18 protein-coding genes and 1 pseudogene are annotated in these 22,400 nt (G+C 72.7%); 11 read left to right on the forward strand and 8 right to left on the reverse strand.

Going from position 1 to position 22,400, the window contains the following annotated elements; translation table 11 throughout:
• The 5 genes from ACN6LD_RS05275 to ACN6LD_RS05295 all read left to right on the forward strand — a co-directional run.
• Nucleotides 1-1,710, forward strand: a 1,710-nt coding sequence (locus tag ACN6LD_RS05275; RefSeq protein WP_445042611.1) for a serine/threonine-protein kinase, incomplete at its 5' end; no start/stop codon positions are given.
• A gap of 324 nt (nt 1,711-2,034) precedes the next feature.
• On the forward strand, nt 2,035-3,672 hold the full coding sequence (locus ACN6LD_RS05280; protein ID WP_319196891.1) for a succinic semialdehyde dehydrogenase: 1,638 nt from the start codon (nt 2,035-2,037) through the stop codon (nt 3,670-3,672).
• Between the two features lie 33 nt (nt 3,673-3,705).
• Nucleotides 3,706-5,496: a GMC family oxidoreductase gene (locus tag ACN6LD_RS05285; RefSeq protein ID WP_319196893.1), complete on the forward strand. Its 1,791-nt coding sequence runs from the start codon at nt 3,706-3,708 to the stop codon at nt 5,494-5,496.
• 534 nt (nt 5,497-6,030) lie between these two features.
• Nucleotides 6,031-7,245 (forward strand): NAD(P)/FAD-dependent oxidoreductase, encoded by a 1,215-nt coding sequence (locus ACN6LD_RS05290; protein WP_445042612.1) that lies wholly within the window; start codon nt 6,031-6,033, stop codon nt 7,243-7,245.
• On the forward strand, nt 7,245-8,204 hold the full coding sequence (locus ACN6LD_RS05295) for a sigma-70 family RNA polymerase sigma factor (protein WP_415925006.1): 960 nt from the start codon (nt 7,245-7,247) through the stop codon (nt 8,202-8,204). Before ACN6LD_RS05290 ends, ACN6LD_RS05295 begins: the two co-directional genes overlap by 1 nt.
• Nucleotides 8,205-8,278: 74 nt before the next feature.
• Here ACN6LD_RS05295 and ACN6LD_RS05300 read toward each other — a convergent pair whose 3' ends face one another.
• On the reverse strand, nt 8,279-9,322 hold the full coding sequence (locus ACN6LD_RS05300; RefSeq protein ID WP_445042613.1) for an LPXTG cell wall anchor domain-containing protein: 1,044 nt from the start codon (nt 9,320-9,322) through the stop codon (nt 8,279-8,281).
• A 755-nt stretch (nt 9,323-10,077) separates the two neighbouring features.
• Nucleotides 10,078-10,434: a chorismate mutase gene (locus tag ACN6LD_RS05305; protein ID WP_445042614.1), complete on the reverse strand. Its 357-nt coding sequence runs from the start codon at nt 10,432-10,434 to the stop codon at nt 10,078-10,080.
• A gap of 373 nt (nt 10,435-10,807) precedes the next feature.
• On the opposite strand from ACN6LD_RS05305, the gene guaA reads away from it, so the two are divergent.
• Nucleotides 10,808-12,388, forward strand: coding sequence for a glutamine-hydrolyzing GMP synthase (gene guaA / locus ACN6LD_RS05310; protein WP_319195119.1), 1,581 nt, complete (start codon nt 10,808-10,810; stop codon nt 12,386-12,388).
• Nucleotides 12,389-12,427: 39 nt separating this feature from the next.
• Here the strand turns inward: guaA and ACN6LD_RS05315 are convergent, their stop codons facing one another.
• The gene (locus tag ACN6LD_RS05315; RefSeq protein ID WP_319195120.1) at nt 12,428-12,916 is read right to left on the reverse strand and encodes a pyridoxamine 5'-phosphate oxidase family protein; all 489 of its coding nucleotides are present in this window, start codon (nt 12,914-12,916) and stop codon (nt 12,428-12,430) included.
• A 198-nt stretch (nt 12,917-13,114) separates the two neighbouring features.
• Entirely contained in the window at nt 13,115-13,918 is an 804-nt protein-coding gene (locus ACN6LD_RS05320) for a hypothetical protein (protein ID WP_445042615.1), read from the reverse strand.
• 110 nt (nt 13,919-14,028) lie between these two features.
• Between ACN6LD_RS05320 and ACN6LD_RS05325 the strand changes: the two genes are divergently transcribed.
• Complete coding sequence (locus tag ACN6LD_RS05325; RefSeq protein ID WP_319195122.1) at nt 14,029-14,823, forward strand: class II aldolase/adducin family protein; 795 nt, start codon at nt 14,029-14,031, stop codon at nt 14,821-14,823.
• A gap of 16 nt (nt 14,824-14,839) precedes the next feature.
• On the opposite strand, the gene ACN6LD_RS05330 is transcribed toward ACN6LD_RS05325, so the two are convergent.
• Entirely contained in the window at nt 14,840-15,775 is a 936-nt protein-coding gene (locus ACN6LD_RS05330) for a DUF4429 domain-containing protein (RefSeq protein ID WP_445042616.1), read from the reverse strand.
• A 200-nt stretch (nt 15,776-15,975) separates the two neighbouring features.
• On the opposite strand from ACN6LD_RS05330, the gene ACN6LD_RS05335 reads away from it, so the two are divergent.
• Together ACN6LD_RS05335 and ACN6LD_RS05340 are read left to right on the forward strand one after the other, a co-directional pair.
• Nucleotides 15,976-17,265 (forward strand): hypothetical protein, encoded by a 1,290-nt coding sequence (locus ACN6LD_RS05335; RefSeq protein WP_445042617.1) that lies wholly within the window; start codon nt 15,976-15,978, stop codon nt 17,263-17,265.
• Between the two features lie 136 nt (nt 17,266-17,401).
• The gene (locus ACN6LD_RS05340) at nt 17,402-17,935 is read left to right on the forward strand and encodes a DoxX family protein (RefSeq protein ID WP_319195125.1); all 534 of its coding nucleotides are present in this window, start codon (nt 17,402-17,404) and stop codon (nt 17,933-17,935) included.
• Between the two features lie 9 nt (nt 17,936-17,944).
• Here ACN6LD_RS05340 and ACN6LD_RS05345 read toward each other — a convergent pair.
• The 3 genes and pseudogenes from ACN6LD_RS05345 to ACN6LD_RS05355 all read right to left on the reverse strand — a co-directional run.
• Nucleotides 17,945-18,041 (reverse strand): annotated as a pseudogene (locus ACN6LD_RS05345) (IS481 family transposase); the annotation flags it as partial.
• 277 nt (nt 18,042-18,318) lie between these two features.
• The gene (locus ACN6LD_RS05350) at nt 18,319-18,546 is read right to left on the reverse strand and encodes a hypothetical protein (protein ID WP_445042618.1); all 228 of its coding nucleotides are present in this window, start codon (nt 18,544-18,546) and stop codon (nt 18,319-18,321) included.
• Nucleotides 18,533-19,948, reverse strand: coding sequence for a PspC domain-containing protein (locus ACN6LD_RS05355; protein ID WP_445042630.1), 1,416 nt, complete (start codon nt 19,946-19,948; stop codon nt 18,533-18,535). Before ACN6LD_RS05355 ends, ACN6LD_RS05350 begins: the two co-directional genes overlap by 14 nt.
• Nucleotides 19,949-20,355: 407 nt before the next feature.
• On the opposite strand from ACN6LD_RS05355, the gene ACN6LD_RS05360 reads away from it, so the two are divergent.
• Together ACN6LD_RS05360 and ACN6LD_RS05365 are read left to right on the forward strand one after the other, a co-directional pair.
• Nucleotides 20,356-21,648, forward strand: coding sequence for an ATP-binding protein (locus ACN6LD_RS05360; RefSeq protein ID WP_319195129.1), 1,293 nt, complete (start codon nt 20,356-20,358; stop codon nt 21,646-21,648).
• On the forward strand, nt 21,645-22,388 hold the full coding sequence (locus ACN6LD_RS05365) for a response regulator transcription factor (protein WP_319195131.1): 744 nt from the start codon (nt 21,645-21,647) through the stop codon (nt 22,386-22,388). The genes ACN6LD_RS05360 and ACN6LD_RS05365 overlap by 4 nt, the downstream gene beginning before the upstream one ends.
• The last annotated feature ends 12 nt before the right edge of the window (nt 22,389-22,400 follow it).

A 22,400-nucleotide genomic window follows, 5' to 3' on the forward strand; every position in this document is an offset into this window, starting at 1 on the left:
GGGCCCAACGACACGACGAGTTTTGTTCTGCAACCGCCGACCCCGCACGCGAACCCGCATGCACATCCGCTTCCGCTGTCGCACGCGAACCCGCTCCCGCACCCGGCCCCGGGGGGCGAGCCGTCGCAGACCGTGTCGGCGCAGGCACCCGCGCAGGCACCTTCGCAAGCGCCGTCGCAGGGGCCGTCGCAGACGCCGGTCGACGGGACGGCGCAGGAGCCCGGCGTCGGGAGGCTCGTCGCGGGACGCTACCGGCTGCTCGCCAAGCTCGGGCACGGCGGCATGGGCACCGTGTGGCGCGCCAAGGACGAGACCGTGGACCGCGAGGTCGCCGTCAAGGAACCCCGTGTGCCGGACCACCTTCCCGAACGTGAACGGGACAAGGCGTTCGAGCGGATGCGGCGCGAGGCACGGGCCGCGGCGCGGCTCGACCACCCGGCCGTGGTCGACGTCCACGACGTCGCCGTCGTCGACGGCCGGCCGTGGATCGTGATGGAGCTGGTCCGCGGACGTTCGCTCGGCGACGCCCTGCAGGAGGGGACGCTCGGGACGCGCGAGGCGGCCCGGATCGGCCTGGAGGTGCTCGGCGCGCTGGAGGCCGCGCACGCGGCGGGCATCCTGCACCGGGACGTCAAACCGGACAACGTGCTGCTCGGCCGGTACGACCGGGTCGTCCTCACCGACTTCGGCATCGCCCAGATCGAGGGCGAGACCAACCTGACCGACACCGGGGGCTTCGTCGGCTCGCCCGAGTACATCGCGCCCGAGCGGGTGCTGGGTCGGCGTCCCGGGCCCGCCGCCGACCTGTGGTCCCTGGGCGTGGTGCTGTACGCGGCGACCGAGGGCGTGTCGCCGTTCCGCCGCAGCAACACCCCGGCCACCCTGCAGTCCGTCCTCAACGCCACGCCCGCACCGCCCGCCGCCGCGCAGGGTCCGCTCGCCGAGGTCGTCGGCGGCCTGCTGCAGAAGGACCCGGCGCACCGTCCGACGGCCGCGCGGGTGCGGGAGCTGCTGGAGGCCGCCGCGAACCCGCCCGCGCCGCAGGCCCCGCAGGCCGCTTCGCCCCCCGAGCCGCCGCGCGTCCGGCGCCGGCCCGGCCGGGCGGTCTGGATCGGGCTCGGCGCCGCGGTCGTCGCGGTGGCGGCAGCGGCGTATCTGGTGTTCGCCGATCCGTTCGCGGGACCGCTGCCGGACGGCTGGACGACGAAGCCCGAGAAGAGCGTCACCGCGACGCTGGCCGTGCCCGACAGCTATGTGCGCAGCGAACCCGAGAAGACCGCCGCCGCCGGCGACCACTGGGTCGGCTACACCGACCCCAGCGGCGCGATCTCGGTCGTCCTGCGGGTGTACCGCAGGACGGAGGACACCGGCCATCAGATCAAGGACTCCGCGGCGGCCGAGATGTACGCCGACAACGGGGACTTCAAGGAGTCCGGCAGCTACCCGCTCGACATGCCCAAGGGTCCCGCAACCCGCACGGACGACAACGCGACCTTCCACGGCCGCAAGGCCGCCGGGAACACCATCGTCTACACCACGGACGACAGCCGGCAGCCGGCCCCGCGCGAGCTGCGGATCCTGTACTACAAGTCCACCGCCGGCGACATGTACAAGCTCATGATCGGCTATCCGGGCAAGGGCGACTTCACCGCCCGCGGCCGCGAGGTGGCCCGCACGGCGATCGCCCACCTGGAGATCGACCGGCCCTAGGGGCCACCCCGCACCCCGCCTCTGACCCTTCCCGGACCCGCCCCCGGACCCCGCCTCTGACCCTTCCCGGACCCGCCCCCGGACCCCGCCTCCGACCCTTCCCGGACCCGCCCCCGGACCCCGCCTCTGACCCGCCCCGGCACCGGTGCGGGAGCGCGGCGGCCGGACCGCGTGGCGAAAGGCACGGGAAACGCGGGACGCGCGGGGCTCGACGCCCTGATCAGCAGGTTTGTTGCCAGTGAACGCTGGCGTCGTGTGTGCGAGCGGTGAATCCCTATTACCGGCGGGTACCCAAAGTCCCCCGCACGTCATACCCTGCGGCTCATGACGGACTCGCAGGCCCCGGAGAAGACTTCGGAACAGACGCCGGAAACGACTGGCACCAACCCCATAGCCCCCGCTCCCGCCGGTGTCCGCACCGCCGCCGACGTGGTGACCCCCGAGCTGGTGGCCCAGCTCACCAAGGGAGTGACCGGCTCCGGCCGCACGGCCAACCACACGCCGTTCACCGGCGAGAAGCTCGCCGACCTGCCCGAGTCCACGCCCGAGGACGTCCTCAAGGCCTACGAGGCGGCCCGCGCCGCCCAGGCGGTGTGGGCGAAGACGCCGGTCCGCGAACGCGCCGCCGTCCTGCTCCGCTTCCACGACCTGGTGCTGGAGCGCCAGGCCGAGGTGCTCGACCTCATCCAGCTGGAGACCGGCAAGGCCCGTCTGCACGCCCACGAGGAGGTGCAGGCCGTCGCGATCGCCGCCCGCCACTACGGCCGCAAGGCCCCCTTCTACCTGCGCCCCAAGAGGCACGCCGGCGCCGTGCCGACCCTCACCAAGGTCACCGAGCTGCGCCACCCGCGCGGTGTCGTGGGCCAGATCGCCCCCTGGAACTACCCGCTGGAGCTGTCGGTCGGCGACGCGCTGCCGGCGTTCGTCGCGGGCAACGCGGTCGTCATGAAGCCGGACACGGAGACCTGCCTGACCGCCCTGTGGGCCCGTGACCTGCTCGTCGAGGCCGGTCTGCCCGCGGACGTCTTCCAGGTCGTCCTCGGCGAGGGGCCCGTCGTCGGCCCCGAGGTCGTCCGGCACGCCGACTACGTGTCCTTCACCGGCTCGACGCGCACCGGCCGCGAGGTCGCACAGGGCGCCGCCGCCCGGCTGATCGGCGTCTCCCTCGAACTCGGCGGCAAGAACGCCATGCTGGTGCTGGAGGACGCCGACATCGAGAAGGCGGCGGCCGGCGCGGTGCGCGCCTGCTTCTCCTCCGCCGGTCAGCTCTGCATCTCGATCGAGCGGCTGTACGTCCACGAGTCGATCGCGGACGCCTTCGTCGAGCGCTTCGCCGCCCGCACCCGGGCCATGCGCCTCGGAACGTCCCTCGCCTACGGCGCCGACATGGGCTCCCTGGTCGGCGAGCGCCAGATGGAGACCGTGACCCGGCACGTCGAGGAGGCCGTCGCCAAGGGGGCCACGGTCGTCGCCGGCGGCGTCGCCCGCCCCGACGTCGGCCCGTACTTCTTCGAGCCGACCATCCTCGACGGCGTCACGGAGCCCATGTCCGTCTGCACCGAGGAGACCTTCGGCCCGGTCGTCTCGATCTACCGCTTCAAGACCGACGACGAGGCGATCGAGCACGCCAACTCCACGCCGTACGGACTGAACTCGTCGGTGTGGACGAAGGACGGCCGCCGCGGCCGGGAGGTCGCCTCCCGCGTGCGGGCCGGCACCGTGAACGTCAACGAGGGCTATGCCGCCGCCTACGGCAGCGTCCAGTCGCCGATGGGCGGCATGAAGGACTCAGGTCTCGGCCGCCGGCACGGCTCCGAGGGCATCCTCAAGTACACGGAGGCGCAGACGGTGGCCCAGCAGCGCCTGCTGCCCCTGGCGCCGGCGCTCGGCATGGACGACGAGAAGTACGCGGCGTTCATGAGCACCAGCCTGAAGGTGATGAAGGCACTCCGGCTGCGCTAGACACATCCCACCCGTTCTCAACGAGGAGAGCACGTGTCCCAGGACGCCTACGACTACGACGTCATCGTCGTCGGATCCGGCTTCGGCGGTTCCGTGACCGCACTGCGTCTCACGGAGAAGGGTTACCGCGTAGGCGTCCTGGAGGCCGGCCGACGTTTCACCCGGGAGTCGCTCCCCAGGAACTCCTGGGATCTGAAGAACTACCTGTGGGCCCCGAAGCTCGGCATGTACGGCATTCAGCGCATCCACCTGCTGGGCAACGTCATGGTGCTGGCCGGCGCGGGCGTGGGCGGCGGCTCGCTCAACTACGCCAACACGCTCTACGTGCCGCCGAAGCCGTTCTTCGACGACCCGCAGTGGCGGGGCATCACCGACTGGCAGGAAGAGCTGCGGCCGTACTACGACCAGGCCCGGCGCATGCTCGGCGTACGCCTCAACCCGACGATGACCCCCTCCGACGTGCACCTGAAGGCGGCCGCCGAGCGGATGGGCGTCGGCGAGACCTTCCACATGGCGCCCGTCGGCGTGTTCTTCGGCGACGGCGAGGACGCCGACGGCACGGCGAAGGCGAAGCCGGGGGAGCAGGTCGACGACCCCTACTTCGGCGGCGCGGGCCCCTCCCGCAAGGCCTGCACCGAGTGCGGCGAGTGCATGACCGGCTGCCGGCACGGCGCGAAGAACACCCTGAACGAGAACTACCTGCACCTCGCCGAGCGGGCGGGCGCCGTCGTGCACCCGCTGACGACGGTGGTCTCCGTCACCGACGACTCGCAGGGCGGGTACGCGGTGGCCACCCTCCCCACCGACGAGCGCCGCAGGGGCAGGGCGAAGGCGAAGGGCAGGGTCTTCAAGGCGCGCCGGGTCGTTCTCGCCGCCGGCACCTACGGCACCCAGACCCTGCTGCACCGGATGAAGGCCAACCGCCAACTCCCTTACCTCTCGGACCGGTTGGGCGAGCTGACCCGTACCAACTCGGAGGCGCTGGTCGGCGCCCAGACCGACGACCGCCGCTACCGCAAGGCGACCGGCGCGCCGAAGGTCGACTTCACGCGCGGCGTCGCCATCACCTCGTCCGTCCACCCGGACGCCGACACCCACATCGAGCCGGTCCGCTACGGCAAGGGCTCCAACTCGATGGGCGGCCTGTCGATCCTTCAGGTGCCGTACGCGGAGGGATCCTCCAGGGTGGCCGGCTGGCTGACGAACGCGGCCCGCCACCCGCTGCTGGTCCTGCGCTCGCTGTCCAACCGCCGCTGGTCGGAGCGGACCATCATCGGCCTGGTGATGCAGTCGCTGGACAACTCGCTGACGACGTATCTCAAGCCGTCCGGCGTCGGCAGAGGCCTGCTGACGGCGCGTCAAGGACATGGCGCCCCCAACCCCAAGCAGATCAAGGCCGCTTCCCAGGCCGCCTCCGCGATCGCCGCCGACATCAACGGCTTCGCCGGTTCCAACGTCGGCGAGCTGATGGGCACCCCGCTCACCGCCCACTTCCTCGGCGGCTGCCCCATCGGCGACTCCCGCGAGAGCGGCGTCATCGACCCGTACCACCGGCTGTACGGCCACCCCGGGATCTCGGTCGTCGACGGCGCCGCCGTCTCGGCGAACCTGGGTGTGAACCCCTCGCTCACCATCACCGCCCAGGCGGAGCGCGCGATGTCGTACTGGCCGAACAAGGGAGAGACGGATCCGCGTCCGGCGCAGGGCGCGGCGTACGAACGGCTGAAGCCGGTGGAGCCGGTCAGCCCGGCGGTGCCGGCGGACGCGTTCGGCGCGCTGCGCCTGCCGTTCCTCGGGATGCCGACGGTCCCGCCCCGGCAGTAGGGCCGCCCGGGCCCGTGTCCGGCGCGGCTCCGCCTGTGTCCGGCGCGGCTCGGCCCGCGTCCGCCGGCGCTCGGCCTGCACCCGGCGCGGCTCGCACCCGGCAGGGCGCTCGGCCTGCACCCGGCGCGGCTCGCACCCGGCGCGGCTCGCACCCGGCGCGGCTGGTCCCGCACCGGGCTGGGCCGGCACCCGGCAGGGCGCTCGGCCTGCACCCGGCGCGGCCCGCACTCGGCTGGGCTCGCACCCGGCGCGGCTGGTCCCGCACCGGGCTGGGCCGGCACCCGGCAGGGCGCTCGGCCTGCACCCGGCGCGGCTCGCACCCGGCTGGGCTCGCACCCGGCGCGGCTGGGCCCGCACCGGGCTGGGCCGGCACCCGGCAGGGCGCTGGCTGCACGCCGCGCGCGGCCGGGCCCGCAGCGGTCGGCCGACGCTTCCCTCAATATGTGACCCACGTCACAAAGGGTTCCTGTCAGTAATCGGGTCGCTGTTCCGCTCAAGTCAGCGGGAGCAACCGAAGCGACAGGAGCGCATCGCATGAAGCACCGCATCGTCATCCTCGGCGCCGGCTATGCCGGGGCCTACGTGGCCGGGACCCTTGCCCGCCGGCTGTCCCCGGCGGACGCCGAGATCACCGTGGTCAACGCCGACCCGGACTTCGTCCAGCGGCTGCGGCTGCACCAGCTCGCGGCCGGCCACAAGATCGAGGCGCCACAGCTCACCGACGTCTTCGCGGGCACGGGGATACGGCTGCGCCTGGCCCGTGTCACCGCCGTCGACTCCGAGCGCGAGATCGTCGCCGTGGCCGACTCCGACGGCGGCGGCGAGCTCGGCTACGACACGCTCGTCTACGCCCTCGGCAGCCACGGCGACCGCACCGGCGTCCCCGGCGCGGCCGAGCACGCCTTCGACGTCGCCGCCCGGCCCTCGGCGCTGCGCCTGCGCGATCGCCTGGACGGCCTGGGCGAGGGCCGCAGTGCGGTGGTCGTCGGCGACGGGCTGACCGGCATCGAGACCGCCACCGAGATCGCCGAAACCCGGCCCGGCCTCTCGGTGACGCTGGTCGCCCGCGCAGAGCTGGGCGCCCGGCTCTCCGCCGGAGCCCGCAGCCACCTGCGTCAGGCCTGCGACCGGCTGGGCGTCACAGTCGTGGAGCACACCGAGGTCGAAGCCGTCGAAGCGACGCGGGTGCGGTGCGCCGACGGCACCGTCCTGGCGGCCGACGCGACCGTGTGGACGGCCGGGTTCGCGGTCAGCCCCGTCGCCGCCGCCGGCGGCCTCGAGGTCACCGAGAGCGGGCGGATCGTCGTGGATCGCACCATGCGGTCGGTCTCGCACCCGAACGTCTACGCCGTCGGCGACAGCGCCTACGCCGTCGGCGACAACGGCCGGCCCCTGCCGATGTCCTGCGCGTCGGCCGGGTACACCGGCATGCAGGCCACAGCCGCGATCGTGGGACGCCTGACCGGCCGCAAGATCGCGAACACCAAGCTGGAGTACCTGGGCAACCACATCAGCCTCGGGCGGCGGGACGGGATCCTGCAGATGGTCGATGACGAAGGGCGGGCGAAGCCGACGTACGCGGGCGGTCGGAAGGCCGCGCGGGTCAAGGCGGGCATCCTCAGGATGTCGCTGTGGACCACCTCGCACCCGACGTTCGCCCTGCCCAGGCGCAAGCGCCGCCTGGCCGCCGCGCCGGACGCGTCCGCCGAGACGGCCGTCGCGCAGCCGTCCGGACTCCGCCTGGGTTGATGGGCGTGGACAGCGCCGCCGCCGATCGCTTCGACATCGGCCGGTTCGAGGCGGGCCGGAACCGGCTGGCCTCGTTGGCGTACCGGCTGACGGGCTCCGCCGCCGACGCCGAAGACGCCGTACAGGACGCGTTCCTGCAATGGCAGGCCGCCGACCGGCAGCGGATCAGGGTGCCGGAAGCGTGGCTGACCAAGGTCGTCACCAACCTGTGCCTGGACCGGCTCCGTTCGGCACGGGCCCGCCGCGAACGCGCCGCCGGCGCCTCGCTGCCCGAACCGCTCCTCGACGGCGACCCGATGCTCGGCCCGGCCGACACTTTCGAGCAGCGCGAATCGGTCTCCCTGGCCGTGCTGACTCTCATGGAGCGCCTGTCACCCCTGGAACGGGCCGTGTACGTCCTGCGTGAAGCGTTCTCATACAGCCACGCCGAGATCGCCGAGATCCTCGACGTCACCGGGTCCGCAAGCCAGCAGCATCTCCACCGGGCCCGGCGCCGCATCACCGCCGCGGACCGCCGCGGCGGCGAAGTCGACGCGGCAGCCGCCCGCAGGGTCGTCGAGGAATTCCTCGACGCCGCCTCCTCGGGCCGCATCGAACGGCTGGTGGCGCTGCTCACCGACGACGCGATCGCGATCTCGGACGGCGCCGGTCGGACGGGGAGGCTGCTGCGGTTCGACACCCCGCAGCGCATCGCCGCCGTCGCGCGGGCCGGCCTCAGACCCACACCCGCGAAACGGCGACTCGCCGGCGGCACGCCCGCCGTCCACTACGCGCTCGTCAACGGCGCCCCCGCCGTCCTCTTCGTGGTCGGCGACCAGGTCGTCGGCACCATCACGTTCGACCTCACCCACGGCAGGATCGCCACCGTGCGCGGCATCGCCGCCCCCGCCCGCCTGGTCCGCCTCACCGAAGCCTGGAGGCGGCACGGACCGGACACCCCGCTCATCACCCGGTGGTGACCGAACTGCCCGGACGACGAAGGGACCTGCGCCCCCCTCCGAGCGCAGGTCCCTTCGTCGTGTCCTGATGCGCGTTACGCGTGCATGCCGATCTTGCGGCGACGGGCCGCGAACACCGCGCCGGCGCCGGCGAGCACGGCGACCCCGCCGACCAGGCCGATCACCGCGAGCGTGGAGTCGGAGCCGGTCTCGGCGAGGCTGCCGCTGATCGGCTTGGCGCCGCCCTGGGGCTTGGCGCCGGAGGTGGGCTTGTCGCCGTTCGGCTTCGCGTCGCCGGAGTCGCCCGCGTCCGCGCCGGCGGCGAGGATCCGGACGTCGTAGAAGTCGCCGTTGCCGTAGCAGGCGGAACCCTCACCGGCGTAGATGGCCTCGCTCAGCGCGAACGAGGAGCCCGCCGGGGCGGAGGCCTTGACCTTCACCCGCAGTTCGAGGCTCTCGGAGGAGTGCTTCTCCAGCGTGTCGAGCAGTCCGACGAAAGATCCCGTGACGTTGACCGTCTTGCCGTGCTCGTCCTCGAAGGAGTCCTGGAAGCTGTCGGTCCACTTGCCGTCCTCCTTGACCTGGATGACGGCGAGGCCCTCGGACAGGAACGCGTCGGTCGCTTCGTCGCCGTACTCGAGGAACGCGTCGATGTACACGTTCTTCAGGTCGCGGTCGGAGTCGTTGTCGACCACGAACGTGAAGCCGTGCCAGCCGGAACCCGCGACGATCTTGCTCGGCAGGCCCTTGACCTGCGCCGACAGCTTCTCGTCCAGGTCGAAGGAGTCGCAGTCCTGGTACGGGTCGAACCCGTCGCCGCTCGCGGTGGCCGACGCGCTCGCGGTGGCCTTCCCCGAGCCGGAGGCGGAGGGCGAGGAGGAGCCGGACGCGGAGGCGGAGGCCTTCTGGCCGTCCGTCGGGGACGACGAGGCAGACGAGGCGTCGGTCGGGGCGCCGGACGCGCTCTGGCCGTCCGAGGCCGAGGCGGACGGCGAGGAGGCGCCGGTCTCGGAGGAGGACGCGCTCGGGGAGGAGGACGTGCCGCCCTCCTCCGCGAAGGCGGCGGGCGCCGACAGCAGCGTGAGCGGCGCGATGACGGCGGTCGCGGCCACGGTGGCCATCGTGCTGCGGAGATTCATGAAGACCTCGTGGATCTGGTGGTGGAGGCCTTCCGCATGGGGGTGTGGGAGTGGCCTTGGCTCGATACGTGTGACCGATCAAGGCTGGAAACAGTTGTCCTGAACTCACGGATTCTTTATGTGACGCGCGCCACGGAAGCCGCCCTTCCGTTGCCCTTCCGCTGCCCGTCCGCCGCTTGTCCGTCGGGCGGGGCTTCCGGCATGACGAAGGGCCCCGCGGGACGGATCCGCGGGGCCCTTCTTTACCGTCAGCACCGGCGTCAGGGCAGCGCCGGTGCCTGGGAGCGGCGCCGGGGGGTTGCGCCGCTGGTCTGGACCTTTGGCAGTCGAGAAGGGCAACAGCGCACGTGAGGCGGTTGCCCGAGGGGGACTTGGGCCCGTTCGGGGCTTTCTCGCATCGTGCTGGATGAGCGCGGCCTCCGCAACCGTTTGACCCAGCCTTGTGCATTTTTGCAATTTCCGCCGGTCGGCCCCGGGCGTCCCCGAGGCCGGCCGTTCTCTTGGGTGACCGGGCTGCTGTCCCCTGCCGTCCGGTCACTTTCCGGAGCGAGGTCCCACGGCGCACGAACGCGATCCGTACGCCTCTCGCCCCAGCGAGCCACGCGTGGTTCTTCCGGGCCCGCCCCTGGCTGGCGCGGACACGGGGACCAACGAAGCACCCCGGGCGGCGGTCACGCGCCGTACGGGTGAGAGGACGCCCGAACTGGCGCGCGACCTCGCACCGCCTCGGCACGGCTTCATCCGGTGCGGCGGTCTCAGACGCGGCCCCGGCACAGCTCCAGCAGCGTCATCGCCAGCGATGTGCCGGGCTTGCCGAGCGCGTCGCTGTAGTGCCCGAGGACCTCCATCTCGCGGGAGAGGTTCACCCGCCGTCCGCCGGAGGTGATGCGGGCCTCCTGGATGACGGCCGAGACGGCCATCCGTTCCTGGATCAGGCCGATGATCCGGTCGTCGAGCGCGTCGATGCGCTCCCGGGCGCCGGTGATCACGTCGGCTGCCTCGGTGGTGCGGGCGCCGGTCTTCTCGGCGGCGGTCGGGGAACCCGTGGCGCTGGCGGCGGAGGCGGTAGCGCTGGTGGCGGTGGCGGTGGCGGTGGCGGTGGCGGCGGTCATGTCGGGGCTCCTTGTCGGAAAGGGGGCCCCGGTTCGGCAGGATCCGGAAAACACCAGGCGCCCCGGACCTTGTCGGCCCGGGGCGCCTGGGAAGTCGCTCGTCAGTTGCTCAAGCAGCACGACCATGGCAGCCGGTGGGCCGGTCGCCATAGGTAAACAGGAAGGTCGGGTGCGTGAGCATGCGGCCAGTATGCAGCGTTGCCGGACGCGCTCCAACACGGTTCGCATCCTGAGACGCGGCGGGGTCCCGGCGTCGGGTCGCCGCGGCTCGCCCGCCGGTCCGCCGCCGGATCCGCCGCCGGGACCGCTCCCCGCGGCCGCCTCGGTAGAATCGGATGACACAGAGACCCCGCCCCACCGCCGGAAGGCCCCCGTGTCATCAGCGACTCCTTCTGCCGCCGCCCCCGACACCGTCCTGGTCGTCGACTTCGGTGCGCAGTACGCCCAGCTCATCGCCCGTCGAGTCCGTGAGGCGCGGGTCTACAGCGAGATCGTGCCGAGCAGCATGCCGGTGGAGGAGATGCTCGCCAAGAACCCGGCGGCGATCGTCCTCTCCGGCGGCCCCTCGTCCGTGTACGAGGAGGGCGCCCCGACCGTCGACCGCGCGCTCTTCGAGGCCGGCGTCCCCGTCTTCGGCATGTGCTACGGCTTCCAGCTGATGGCGCAGACCCTCGGCGGCACCGTCGACAACTCCGGCGCCCGCGAGTACGGCCGCACCGAGCTGCACGTCTCCCGGGCCTCCTCCACCCTCTTCGAGGGCACCCCGGCCGAGCAGGCCGTGTGGATGTCGCACGGAGACGCCTGCTCCGCCGCGCCCGAGGGCTTCGTCGTCAGCGCCTCCACGGACGTCGTCCCGGTCGCCGCCTTCGAGAACGACGAGAAGAAGCTCTACGGCGTCCAGTACCACCCCGAGGTCATGCACTCCACGCACGGCCAGCAGGTGCTGGAGCACTTCCTCTACCGGGGCGCGGGCCTGAGCCCGGACTGGACCACCGGCAACGTCATCGAGGAGCAGGTCGAGGCCATCCGCGAGCAGGTCGGCGACAGGCGCGCGATCTGCGGCCTGTCCGGCGGCGTGGACTCGGCGGTCGCCGCGGCCCTCGTCCAGAAGGCCATCGGCTCCCAGCTGACCTGCGTCTACGTCGACCACGGTCTGATGCGCAAGGGCGAGACCGAGCAGGTCGAGAAGGACTTCGTGGCCGCGACCGGCGTTCAGCTGAAGGTCGTGGACGCGCAGGAGCGGTTCCTCACCGCGCTCAAGGGCGTCTCCGACCCCGAGGAGAAGCGGAAGATCATCGGGCGCGAGTTCATCCGCGTCTTCGAGCAGGCCCAGGCCGAGATCATCGCGGACGAGGGCCCGGCGGTGGAGTTCCTCGTCCAGGGCACGCTCTATCCGGACGTCGTCGAGTCCGGCGGCGGCACCGGCACCGCCAACATCAAGTCCCACCACAACGTGGGCGGGCTCCCCGAGGACCTCGAGTTCCAGCTCATCGAGCCGCTGCGCAAGCTGTTCAAGGACGAGGTCCGCATGGTGGGCCAGGAGCTCGGCCTGCCCGAGGAGATCGTCCAGCGCCAGCCGTTCCCGGGCCCCGGCCTCGGCATCCGGATCGTCGGCGAGGTCACCAAGGAGCGCCTGGACCTGCTGCGCGACGCCGACGCCATCGCCCGCGAGGAGCTGACGGCCGCCGGTCTCGACCGGGACATCTGGCAGTGCCCGGTGGTCCTCCTCGCGGACGTCCGCAGCGTCGGCGTCCAGGGCGACGGCCGCACCTACGGCCACCCGATCGTCCTGCGCCCGGTCTCCTCCGAGGACGCCATGACGGCCGACTGGTCGCGGCTCCCGTACGACGTCCTGGCGAAGATCTCCACCCGGATCACCAACGAGGTGAGCGACGTCAACCGAGTCGTCGTCGACATCACCTCGAAGCCGCCGGGCACCATCGAGTGGGAGTGAGCCGCACCGGGGCACTGTGCGGGGCCCTGTGCGGGGGGTTCAGGTCCGCCTGAGGACGCGCACCGGCGCTCCCGGCCGCCAGACCTGGGCGACGAGATACGTGTCGTCCTCGACGTAGGTCCGTACGACCTCCGTCAGCTCGGTGCGAAAGAGGTGGAACGGCTGCGGCGGTTCCACCTCTTTCACGTACGCGGCCCGCGCCTCGCCGTCCGCCACCTCGACCGCCCGCCCCGCGATGCGTACGTCGCCCCCGCCCATCCCGGTGCCCTCGCCCGGGTTGGCCTGAAGGCAGAAGCGGGGGTCCCGGCGCAGGTCGAGGGCCTTCAGCGAGCCGGGCATCATGCCGAGCCACAGGTCACCGGCGAGGAAACGGACCTCGATGCCGGAGGTGCGCGGGGAGCCGTCCTTGCGCAGGGTCGCCAGGACGTGATGGGTGAACGCGCCGAAGCGGTCCTCGGCGGTCTTCGCGAACTCGGGCTCCGCCTCCGCGAAGACGGACCAGTTGTCGGGAGTGCCACTCGGTGTCATACGGCGAGTGTGGCCGCGATATCGGACATCCGCTGTCGGGCTTTTACCGCCGTCGGGCTCTTTGCCGCCTCGGGCTTACCGCCGTGGGGCTTTACCGCTGTCGGACTTCGCCGCCGTCGGGTGTCCCCGCTGTTCGGGGCACCAGGGGCGCGCGGAACAGCGGGTGCGCGGGACACGGGTGCACCGCGGCAGGCGCCGTCAGAATCCCTGCGGGCTGCCGTACGGCGTCCCCTGGGTCTGGCCCTGCTCCGGCCCCTGCGGGGCGCCAGAGGGAGTCCCGTAGGGATTCTCGGGGGGAATTCCGTAGGCCGTGTGGGGCGATCCGTTCGGCGTTCCGTAGGGCGTGTCGGGCGTTCCGTAGGCCGTGTGGGGCGTTCCGTATGGCTGCGGCGTCGGTCGCACGTAGCGCTCCACCCCCGCGCCGTCCCGCACCGGCGTGCAGCCCGCCGCCGTGAGCTGCCGGGCCAGCTTCGCGCGCCGCATCGTGTTCACCCGCAGGGAGCCCAGCATGAACGCCGGCATCAGCACGGCGAGCGGGAGCAGTACCGCGTACACGCCGGTCAGCAGGGCCATCAGCAGGAACAGCGCCCCCGAACCCCACCCGATGAGCTGCAGCTGTCTGCGGTTGGCGGCCGCCGCGAAGGCGTCGTAACGGATCAGCGCGGTGATCAGGTCGACGTCCGCCTGTGCCTCGGGGACCGGAGTCAGCGAGCCCAGGTACATGCCCGGCACGGGCCGGTCGGGGCCCGGGTCGGGGAAGGAGGCCGCGTTCGCCGCGGCCCGCTGCCGCGCCGCCGGGTCGGGGTCGCGGACCAGGTGGACGTGGAGGATCCGGTGCTTGCCCACGAGACGCACGCTCTGGTACCGGAAGCCGTAGCACTCGGCTATGTAGGCGAGCGCGCCGAAGGTCTGCACTTCCGCGAAGGGATGGACCAGCTCGACGGCGTCGCGCGTCGCGATCTGACGCATGAGGGCGGTGATGTGGCGGGCTGCGATGCTCAAGACGTGCTCCGGAGGTGACGGAAATCGTCATCTTTGCATAACGGCTCTGCCCTTTTGCGCGGGCCGACGGTAACTTCCGCGTGGTCAAGCAACCCAGTGCTGGAGGATCGATGCACGGGCCCACGCCGCCTGTCCCCCTGCCCACCGACCGGCTGCAGTTCGCGATGCCACCGATGCACGAGTCGGTGGAGGACGAGCGCCGGCACCGAAAGGAGCGGCTGGCCGGCGCGGTAAGGATCTTCGGACGGCTCGGCTTCGAGGACGGCGTCTCGGGGCACATCACCGCCCGGGATCCCGAATACAGCGACTGCTTCTGGGTCAACCCGTTCGGCATGTCCTTCAAGCACGTCACCGTCAGCGACCTGGTGCTGGCCAACGCCGACGGGCAGGTCGTGGAGGGCCGCTACCACGTCAACCAGGCCGCCTTCACCGTGCACGCCCAGGTGCACGCCGCGCGCCCGGACGTCGTCGCCGTCGCGCACTGCCACTCCGTCCACGGCCGCGCCCTCGCCGCGCTCGGCGAGCTGCTCGACCCCCTCACCCAGGAGAGCTGCGCGTTCTACGAGGACCACGCCCTCTACGACGCCTACACCGGGGTGGCCGTCGACGCGGAGGAGGGGCGGCGCATCGCGGACGCGCTCGGCTCCCGCAAGGCGCTCGTGCTGCGCAACCACGGGCTGCTGACCGTGGGGGACTCCGTGGACGCGGCCGCGTGGTGGTTCGTCTCCATGGAACGCTCCAGCCAGGTCCAGCTGACGGCGAAGGCGGCGGGCCGTCCCGTCCTGATCGACCACCGTGCGGCGGTCGCGACCCGGGAGCAGCTCGGCGGCGACCTGGTGGCGTGGATCAACTACCAGCCGCTGTGGCAGGAGATCAGCCGCAGCCAGCCCGACCTGCTGAGCTGACCGCCCGGCCCGGCACTCAGAAGCCCCGCAGCACCAGGGCCTTCGTCCGCGCGAACTCCTCGTCGGTCAGCACACCGTCCCGGTGCAGCTCGCCCAGCTCGCGCAGCCTGCGCAGCAGCACGTCGTGATGGTTCGCCGGCGGCGGGACGGACGCCGTGAGCCACCGTCCGCGGCCCGCTCCCCGCTGACCGTGCGGGTGTCCGGGCCCCTCCCCGCCCTCGTCGGCGGGCTCCGGGTGCGCGCGTGCGGAGGGATGCGGCAGCCGCGCGGTGACCGCCGTCGCGACCAGCGCCGTCAGCAGGTCGCGGCTCACGTTGCCCCACAGGTCGAGGGCGTACGGGTCCTTCTCGGCAGGCAGCTTCGAGTGCACCGTCTCGCGGGTCACGAACCGCAGGAAGCCGTCCTCGAAACCGGAGTTGGGCAGCCACTCCACCTGCACCACGTCCCCGACGTCGAGCACCCGGGGCCCGGTCGCCCGCTTCACCCGGTCCGAGGTCTGCGCCCAGTCGACGCGCACCTGGACGCCGTCGAAGGACACGATGCCGTCGGAGGACCGCACGGAGACCGGGACCGGCGGGCCGGGCAGGAGATAGGCCGTGGTCGGACCCCCCGGGATCTGGTCCAGCAGCAGCGCGTGCCGGATCTCCTCGGCGAGGTACTCGGCGACCCCGGAACGATCCCCGTCCACGGTCAGCCGGTAGGGATCGGCCGCGTCGGGAAGTCGCCCGCCGGTCGCCTGCAGCAGCGGATCCGCGCCCTCGCGCAGCCGCATCCGCAGCCGCCCGCGCTTGCGTTCGGGCTCGTAGACGATCCCGGCGACCGCCTCCAGAGGCACGGCGATCTCCCCGTACGTCTGCCGGAACAGCGGCACGGAGCGGTGCAGGCCCGGCGTGATCCGGACCGTCGCGCCGTCGAAGGCCCAGGTCCCGTCACGCTGGATGATCTCGGCCATACGGAAATTCTCGCAGTCGGGTCAACACTGCCCTTCGCACTTCACCCCCGCTGACCAGACCTGGCGGACACAGAGGGTGTGCCGTAGGGCACAATTCGACGGCATCACAGGGGAGTTGTTCACAGGGTGGCGGCGCGGCCCGCTCAGGGTCCCCAGAGGACCGCCATCCGATCGGGTCGCGGGAAAGGCGGGCGTCGGACGTGGCGGTGCAGGAGGCGAGACAGGGCGCGAGCCCCGGACCGGGAGCGGGCGGCCACGACGGCGGCTGCACCTGCGGAGACTGCCCGCACGGGGCGCGTGAGGGACATCGGCGTGCGGTCGCCGCGTTCCTGCTGAAACGCGACGGGTTCGCGGCCGGGCAGGGCCTGCCGGCCGCCGTCGCCCACTCCCTCTCCGCCTCCCGCCAATGGGTCTCCGAGGAACTGACGCTGTCCGCGGAGTTCGTCGCCGAACGCGGGCGCGCCGAGGGCGAGGCCTGGCTGGGCCGACTGTGGCTGCGCACCACGGTGACCGTGTGGGCGGCGGTCGTGGTGCTGCTGCTGATCCAGTCCCTGACCGCCGTCGGCGCGGGCTGGACCGCCGCCCGCACCGCCGGACTCCTCGCCGCGCTCGTCGTCGCCGGCGCGCTCACCGCGGCCTCCTGGTTCCACCGGGCGCGCGGCGGTGCGCTCGCCCCCGTGATCGGCGAGGACAACCGCCTCTCCACCTCGCGCGCGGTCGCCGCCGCCTGGGTGCTGCTCGTGGCCTACGCCGTGCTGGTGCTGGCCGGCCGGCTCGCCGCAGCCTCCAGCCCCGCCGAACGCGACGCACTGATCGCCGGACTCGACCTCGCCCGCGGCGCCGGCACCGTGACCGTTCTCGCCGTGGTCTGCGGGATCGCCGTGCTGGTGCGCCGCGTGGTAGGCCTGCGCGTCCTCGCCCAGCGGCTGCAGAAGGTCCGGGCCCACCGCCCGCGCGCCGCCGACCTGCTGACCGACGACTTCGGCCGCGGGGCCTTCGCCGACATCCAGTACGCGGTCATCGGCGGCGTCGCCCTCGTCTTCGCGGGAGTCCGCCTGGCCCGCCGCCCGGACCAGCTGCCCGACCTGCCCTGGGGGCTCGCGGTCGTGGTGCTGATCTCGGCGGCGACCTACCTCGCCGGCAAGTACGCCGAGGGCGGCCGCCCCGTCATCCTCTCCGTCGTGCGCTCCCGCGAGGCCGGCGACCTCGACGCGCCGATCCGCACCGGCGACGACATCGAGATCCGCGGCGCCGGCTTCGTGCCGCCCGGAGCCCAGACCGCCGACCGGCTCTCCCGCATGGTCGTCCGCATCGGGCCCGTCCACGTCCATGTCCCGCTCGTGCCGGTCACGGGCGGGTTCAGCAACCCGACCGACGCCGTCCTCACCGTTCCCGTCCCGGCGGACGTGGAACCGGGGCGGGCCGAGGTCCAGGTCGTCACGGCAGCGGGCGTGGAGACGAACCGGTACACGATCGACGTCACGGAGTGACGTCCCCCAGTGAACGGCCCCGCCGGAGTGAACCGCCGGGCACCGTACCCGTGCACAACAGTTGAGCGCACCCCCCATGTCGTACGTATGGTCTCTCGAGGGGTCCACCACTGCGGGCGAGAGGCGGCTAGGGGCGATGACTCACAGCATGCGAACGGACGCTTACCCTCCTCATCTCGACGGCGGAGGCCGCGGCTGGCGGGACACCGCCACCCGGTACGCCCTCCTCCCCCTGCGCGTCTTCCTCGGGGTCACCTTCATCTACGCCGGCCTCGACAAGCTGACCGACAGCGCCTTCCTGAAGGACAGCGGCGCCGGCTCGATCGGCGAGACCATGCGCGCCGTCCGTGACTCCTCCGCCATCCCGGCTCTGGTCGACCTGGCCCTGAAGAGCCCGGTCGGCTTCGGCTACGCGATGGCCTTCGGTGAACTCGCCGTCGGCATCGGCGCCCTGCTGGGAATCCTCACCCGGCTCGCCGCACTGGGCGGCGCGCTGATCTCGCTCAGCCTGTGGCTGACGGTGAGCTGGGCCGCCGAGCCGTACTACTACGGCAACGACCTCCCCTACCTCATGGCCTGGCTGCCTCTCGTCCTCGCGGGCGCCCCGGTGCTCTCCGTCGACGCCGTCTGGCGATCCAGGCGACGGCGGCGGACGGGCGGCCTGAACTAGGGCGCGCCCACTCGGCGGCGACATGGGCGACGGGCCGGCCGGAGCGGACACGCTCGACGAGCAGCCGCCTGCCGTGAACGGTCAGCCGGGCATTACGGTGGGACACGAAGGCCTCCGTGCGGTGAAGATTCGACACCTCCACCACACACGGGGGCCTTCGCCACGATCAAGTCCGACCCGCGTCAACAACGCTCGTGATCAATACACCTAGCCCGCGCCGCCTGCCCGGGCCGGGTCCGGCCCCACGGGTCCCGGGAGGTCCTGGTGCGGCCGTAGAGGTGGGCACGGGGCCGGACGTCCGGGCAGGGGGCCGACGTTCAGAGCGCCGTGGTGTCCGGGCCTGACGCCGCCGGGCCTGACGCCGTCGGGCCCGGCGCGGTCGGTCAGAGGGCGGTCGGTCCGGTGCGGCGCGACGAGCCGCGTCGCCTGCGCATGCTCCGGGCTGTCACACCCGCCGCGCCCGCCAGACAGAGGCCGCCCGTGACGAGCGGGATCAGCACGAACCACGGCGTCTGCCACAGGCCGCCCGCGTCCCCCGCGAAGAGAACCCCCGCGAGGACGAACGCGGCGCCCGCCACCAGCCTGCCGGGCCTGAAGTCATGACGCAGCACGGGCCACCTCCGCCTGTCCCACTCCGACCCTGAGATCGAGATCGATGGTGCCCTTCGCCGCCGCGCCCGAGACCGGCGGCAGGGTGACTTCCTTGTGTTTGCCCGGCTCCACGTCCACGTCCTTCTCGTCGTCGCCGGGCAGCTGGATGTCTCCCAGCCCCACGTCGATCCGCACCTTCACCGTCACGCCCGGCGGGACGATCACCCGCAGCCGGCCCGCGCCCACCTCGGCCTCGGTGGTCACCGTCTCCCCCTTGGCCGGCGCCAGCCGGGAGAGGTCGAGCGTGCCCTCTCCGGCGCCCAGGTCGTAGGCCGCCCGTACGTCCGCCACCGTCATGGGGCGCCAGGTGGTGTCCGTCCAGTGTGTGCCGATGTCCTTCGGCAGGACGGCCGCGCCGGCCAGCAGGCCCGCCGTGACGATCGCGAGGAAGACCGAACCGGCCCCCGTCCGCCCGAGGAACGAGCTGACCGCGATTCCGCAGCCGAGCACGATCAGCGCTGTCGCGAGACCCGCCTGCAGGCTGGTGCCGAGCGGGTGGTGGTCCCAGGAGAGCCGGGTGACGAGGCCGCCCGCGAGCAGGGCGAGCAGGAAGAGCCAGCCGCCGATCCAACGCGGTCCACGCGGTTCGGCGCGGGGTGCGCGCGGGGTGCGTATGCCCTCCGGTCCGGGACCGGGCCCGGGCCGGTGTCCGACGAGGTCGACGCCGATCGCCGACGTGATGTCCCGGCCGCGGGCGTCCCAGGGGCCCCACAGGTAGCCCGTGCCGCCGTCGTGCGTGCCGTCCTTGACGATGGGGTCACGCCACCACGAGGGGTAGGCGGCGGGCGCCGGCGGCGCCTTGGCCTCCGGCGGAGCGTCGGCCACCGCCTGGGCCGCCAGCGGGTCGGGGTCGAAGGAGTCCCGGTGTCGCGACCAGTACCCGGCGCCCGCGAGCAGCAGGGAGACGACGACGGCGAACGCCAGCACGCTGCCGTTCTTCAGCATCGACAGGAGTACTCCGCAGCCGACCAGCGCGAACAGCACGGCCGCGAGGGCCTGGCCGTCGACCCGGCCGGTCAGGAGCTTGCGCACCTCGTTCTCCTCGTCGTCGGCGTAGGGGACGAAGAGCCAGGCGAACCCGTAGAAGATGAGGCCGACGCCGCCGGTCGCGGAGAGTACGGCGAGCGTGATGCGGAAGATCACCGGGTCCATGTCGCACTGACGCCCGAGACCCGCGCACACGCCGGCCAGCACCTTCTGCTCGCGCTCCCGCCGGAACCGGGGAGGAAGGCCTCCCGCCCTCCCGCCGGCGCCCGCCGCCCGACCGCCGGCGCCCGCCGCCCGACCGCCGGCGCCCGCTTCGGCGCGGCCGGCCGCCGCCGTGTCCGTCGCCGCCTTGACGGCCGCCTCCGCCGCCGTCATCGCGTCCCCGTCCGCGGATCCGTCCTGCGCGGTGTGGGCGTCTCCCGCCTTCTCCCGCTCTCCGTGCGCGGCCCCCTGCTTCTCCTGCCCGTTCTCCTGCTTTCCGTGCTTTCCGTGCGCGCGAGGGCCGTCACCGGCGGCGCCCGGGGCGCCGGGGGACGAGGCGGCCGCGTCGGACGCGGCGCCCCCGTCGGGCACGGCGTCCGCGGCGTGCTGGTGATCTGTCATGACTCCATGGTGGCGGTCGGGCGGCCCCCGCGGCAGTCGGAACGACCCTGGTCGGACCCTGATATCGGCCCTGAGCCGGGGCGCGGGAGGCGTTCGACGTGCGGCGGCGTCGAAGATCAGGGGCGTCTCGGGGGCGAACCCTGATGCCCTGCCACGCAGCCCGTGTGACCATCATTGGCATGCCGGAAGCCGCAGCAGCGCCACTCGTCGAACCGCGGCCGCCGCGCAAGCTCTACCGCAGCAGCGACGGACGCTGGCTGGGTGGCGTGGCGCGGGGGCTCGCCGGGCATCTCGGGCTGCCCGTCGTGTGGGTGCGGCTGGTCTTCGCAGGCCTGTTCATGGCCGACGGTCTCGGCGCCCTCCTCTACGCAGCCTTCTGGTTCTTCGTGCCGCTCGGGATCGGCGGCGTCGGCGACCAGAAGCCGCCGTCCCTCGTCGCCACCGAGACCGCGCCGGACGGCCGTCGCAGAATCGTCGCCCGCAAGCCGGACAAGGGGCAGATCGTCGCCCTGCTCCTCATGGTCGTCGTCGCCACGGTGTTCGTGGGCAATGTGAACCTGGGCAGCGGCGCCAAGGCGTATCTGCTGCCCGCCGTCCTCGTCGGCGCCGGCGTCGCCCTCGTCTGGCGCCAGGCGGACAACGCTCGCCGGGCCCGCTGGGTCGAGGTCGGCCGAAGACGCCGCACGCTCACACTGCTGCGCACCGGCGGGGGCGTCCTGCTGGTCACGGCCGGCGTCTCCGGCACGTTCGTGCTGCAGGGCTCCGCGGCCCACCTCGGCTCCGTCCTGCAGGCGGCGCTCGCCGTCATCGTCGGCATCACCCTGCTCGCCGGCCCCTACCTGGTCCGCATGACCCAGGATCTGTCCGAGGAGCGGCTCATGCGCATCCGAGCCCAGGAGCGTGCGGAGGTCGCAGCCCACGTACACGACTCGGTGCTGCACACCCTGACGCTGATCCAGCGCAACGCGGAGAACGCCGGTGAGGTGCGCCGCCTCGCCCGTGCCCAGGAGCGGGACCTGCGCACCTGGCTCTACAAACCCGAGGGCACCGGCAAGGAGGAGGCCGACGAGCCGACCACCGTCGCCGACGCGGTCCGGCGCAACGCGGCCGAGGTCGAGGACAAGCACGGCGTCCCCATCGAAGTGGTGGTCGTCGGCGACTGCCCGCTCGACGACGGCGTGGGCGCGCAGATGCAGGCCGCGCGCGAGGCGATGGTGAACGCGGCCAAGTACGGTGGCGAGGGCGGCGCGGTGCAGGTCTTCGCCGAAGTCGAGGGCAGGACGGTCTTCGTGTCCGTCCGCGACCGCGGACCAGGCTTCGACCTCGACTCGATACCCGCCGACCGCATGGGCGTTAGAGAATCGATCATCGGCCGCATGGAGCGCAACGGCGGCACGGCGCGGCTGCGGGCCGTCCCGGGCGGCGGCACCGAGGTCGAGCTGGAGATGGAGAGGGCGGAGAAGACGTCATGAGCGACCCGACCGACACGAACGGCACGACGGGAGCAGGGGCGGCCGAGCCGGCCCGGGCCCCTGGCGACAGCACGGGCGGGCGCCATGTGCGCGTGGTCCTGGTCGACGACCACCGCATGTTCCGTACGGGCGTGCAGGCCGAGATCGGCCAGACCGAACAGACCGGCGTCGAGGTCGTCGGAGAGGCGGCGGACGTCGACCAGGCGGTCACCGTCATCACGGCGACCCGGCCCGAGGTCGTCCTCCTCGACGTGCACCTGCCGGGCGGCGGGGGTGTCGAAGTGCTCCGCCGCTGCGCCCCCTTGATGAGCGACGCCGAGCGGCCCGTACGGTTCCTCGCCCTGTCCGTGTCGGACGCGGCGGAGGACGTGATCGGGGTGATCCGCGGAGGCGCCCGCGGCTATGTCACCAAGACGATCACGGGCACCGACCTGGTGAACTCGATCTTCCGGGTGCAGGAGGGCGACGCCGTCTTCTCGCCGCGACTCGCCGGGTTCGTCCTCGACGCCTTCGCCTCGACCGACGCCCCTCCGGTCGACGAGGACCTGGACCGGCTCACCCAGCGCGAGCGCGAGGTGCTGCGGCTCATCGCCCGCGGCTATGCCTACAAGGAGATCGCCAAGCAGCTCTTCATCTCCGTCAAGACGGTCGAGTCGCACGTCTCGGCGGTGCTGCGCAAACTCCAGCTGTCCAACCGGCACGAGCTGACCCGCTGGGCCACGGCACGGCGGCTGGTCTGAGGCGGGGGTGGG

The sequence above is a fragment of the Streptomyces sp. SAS_272 genome, assembly GCF_052543235.1.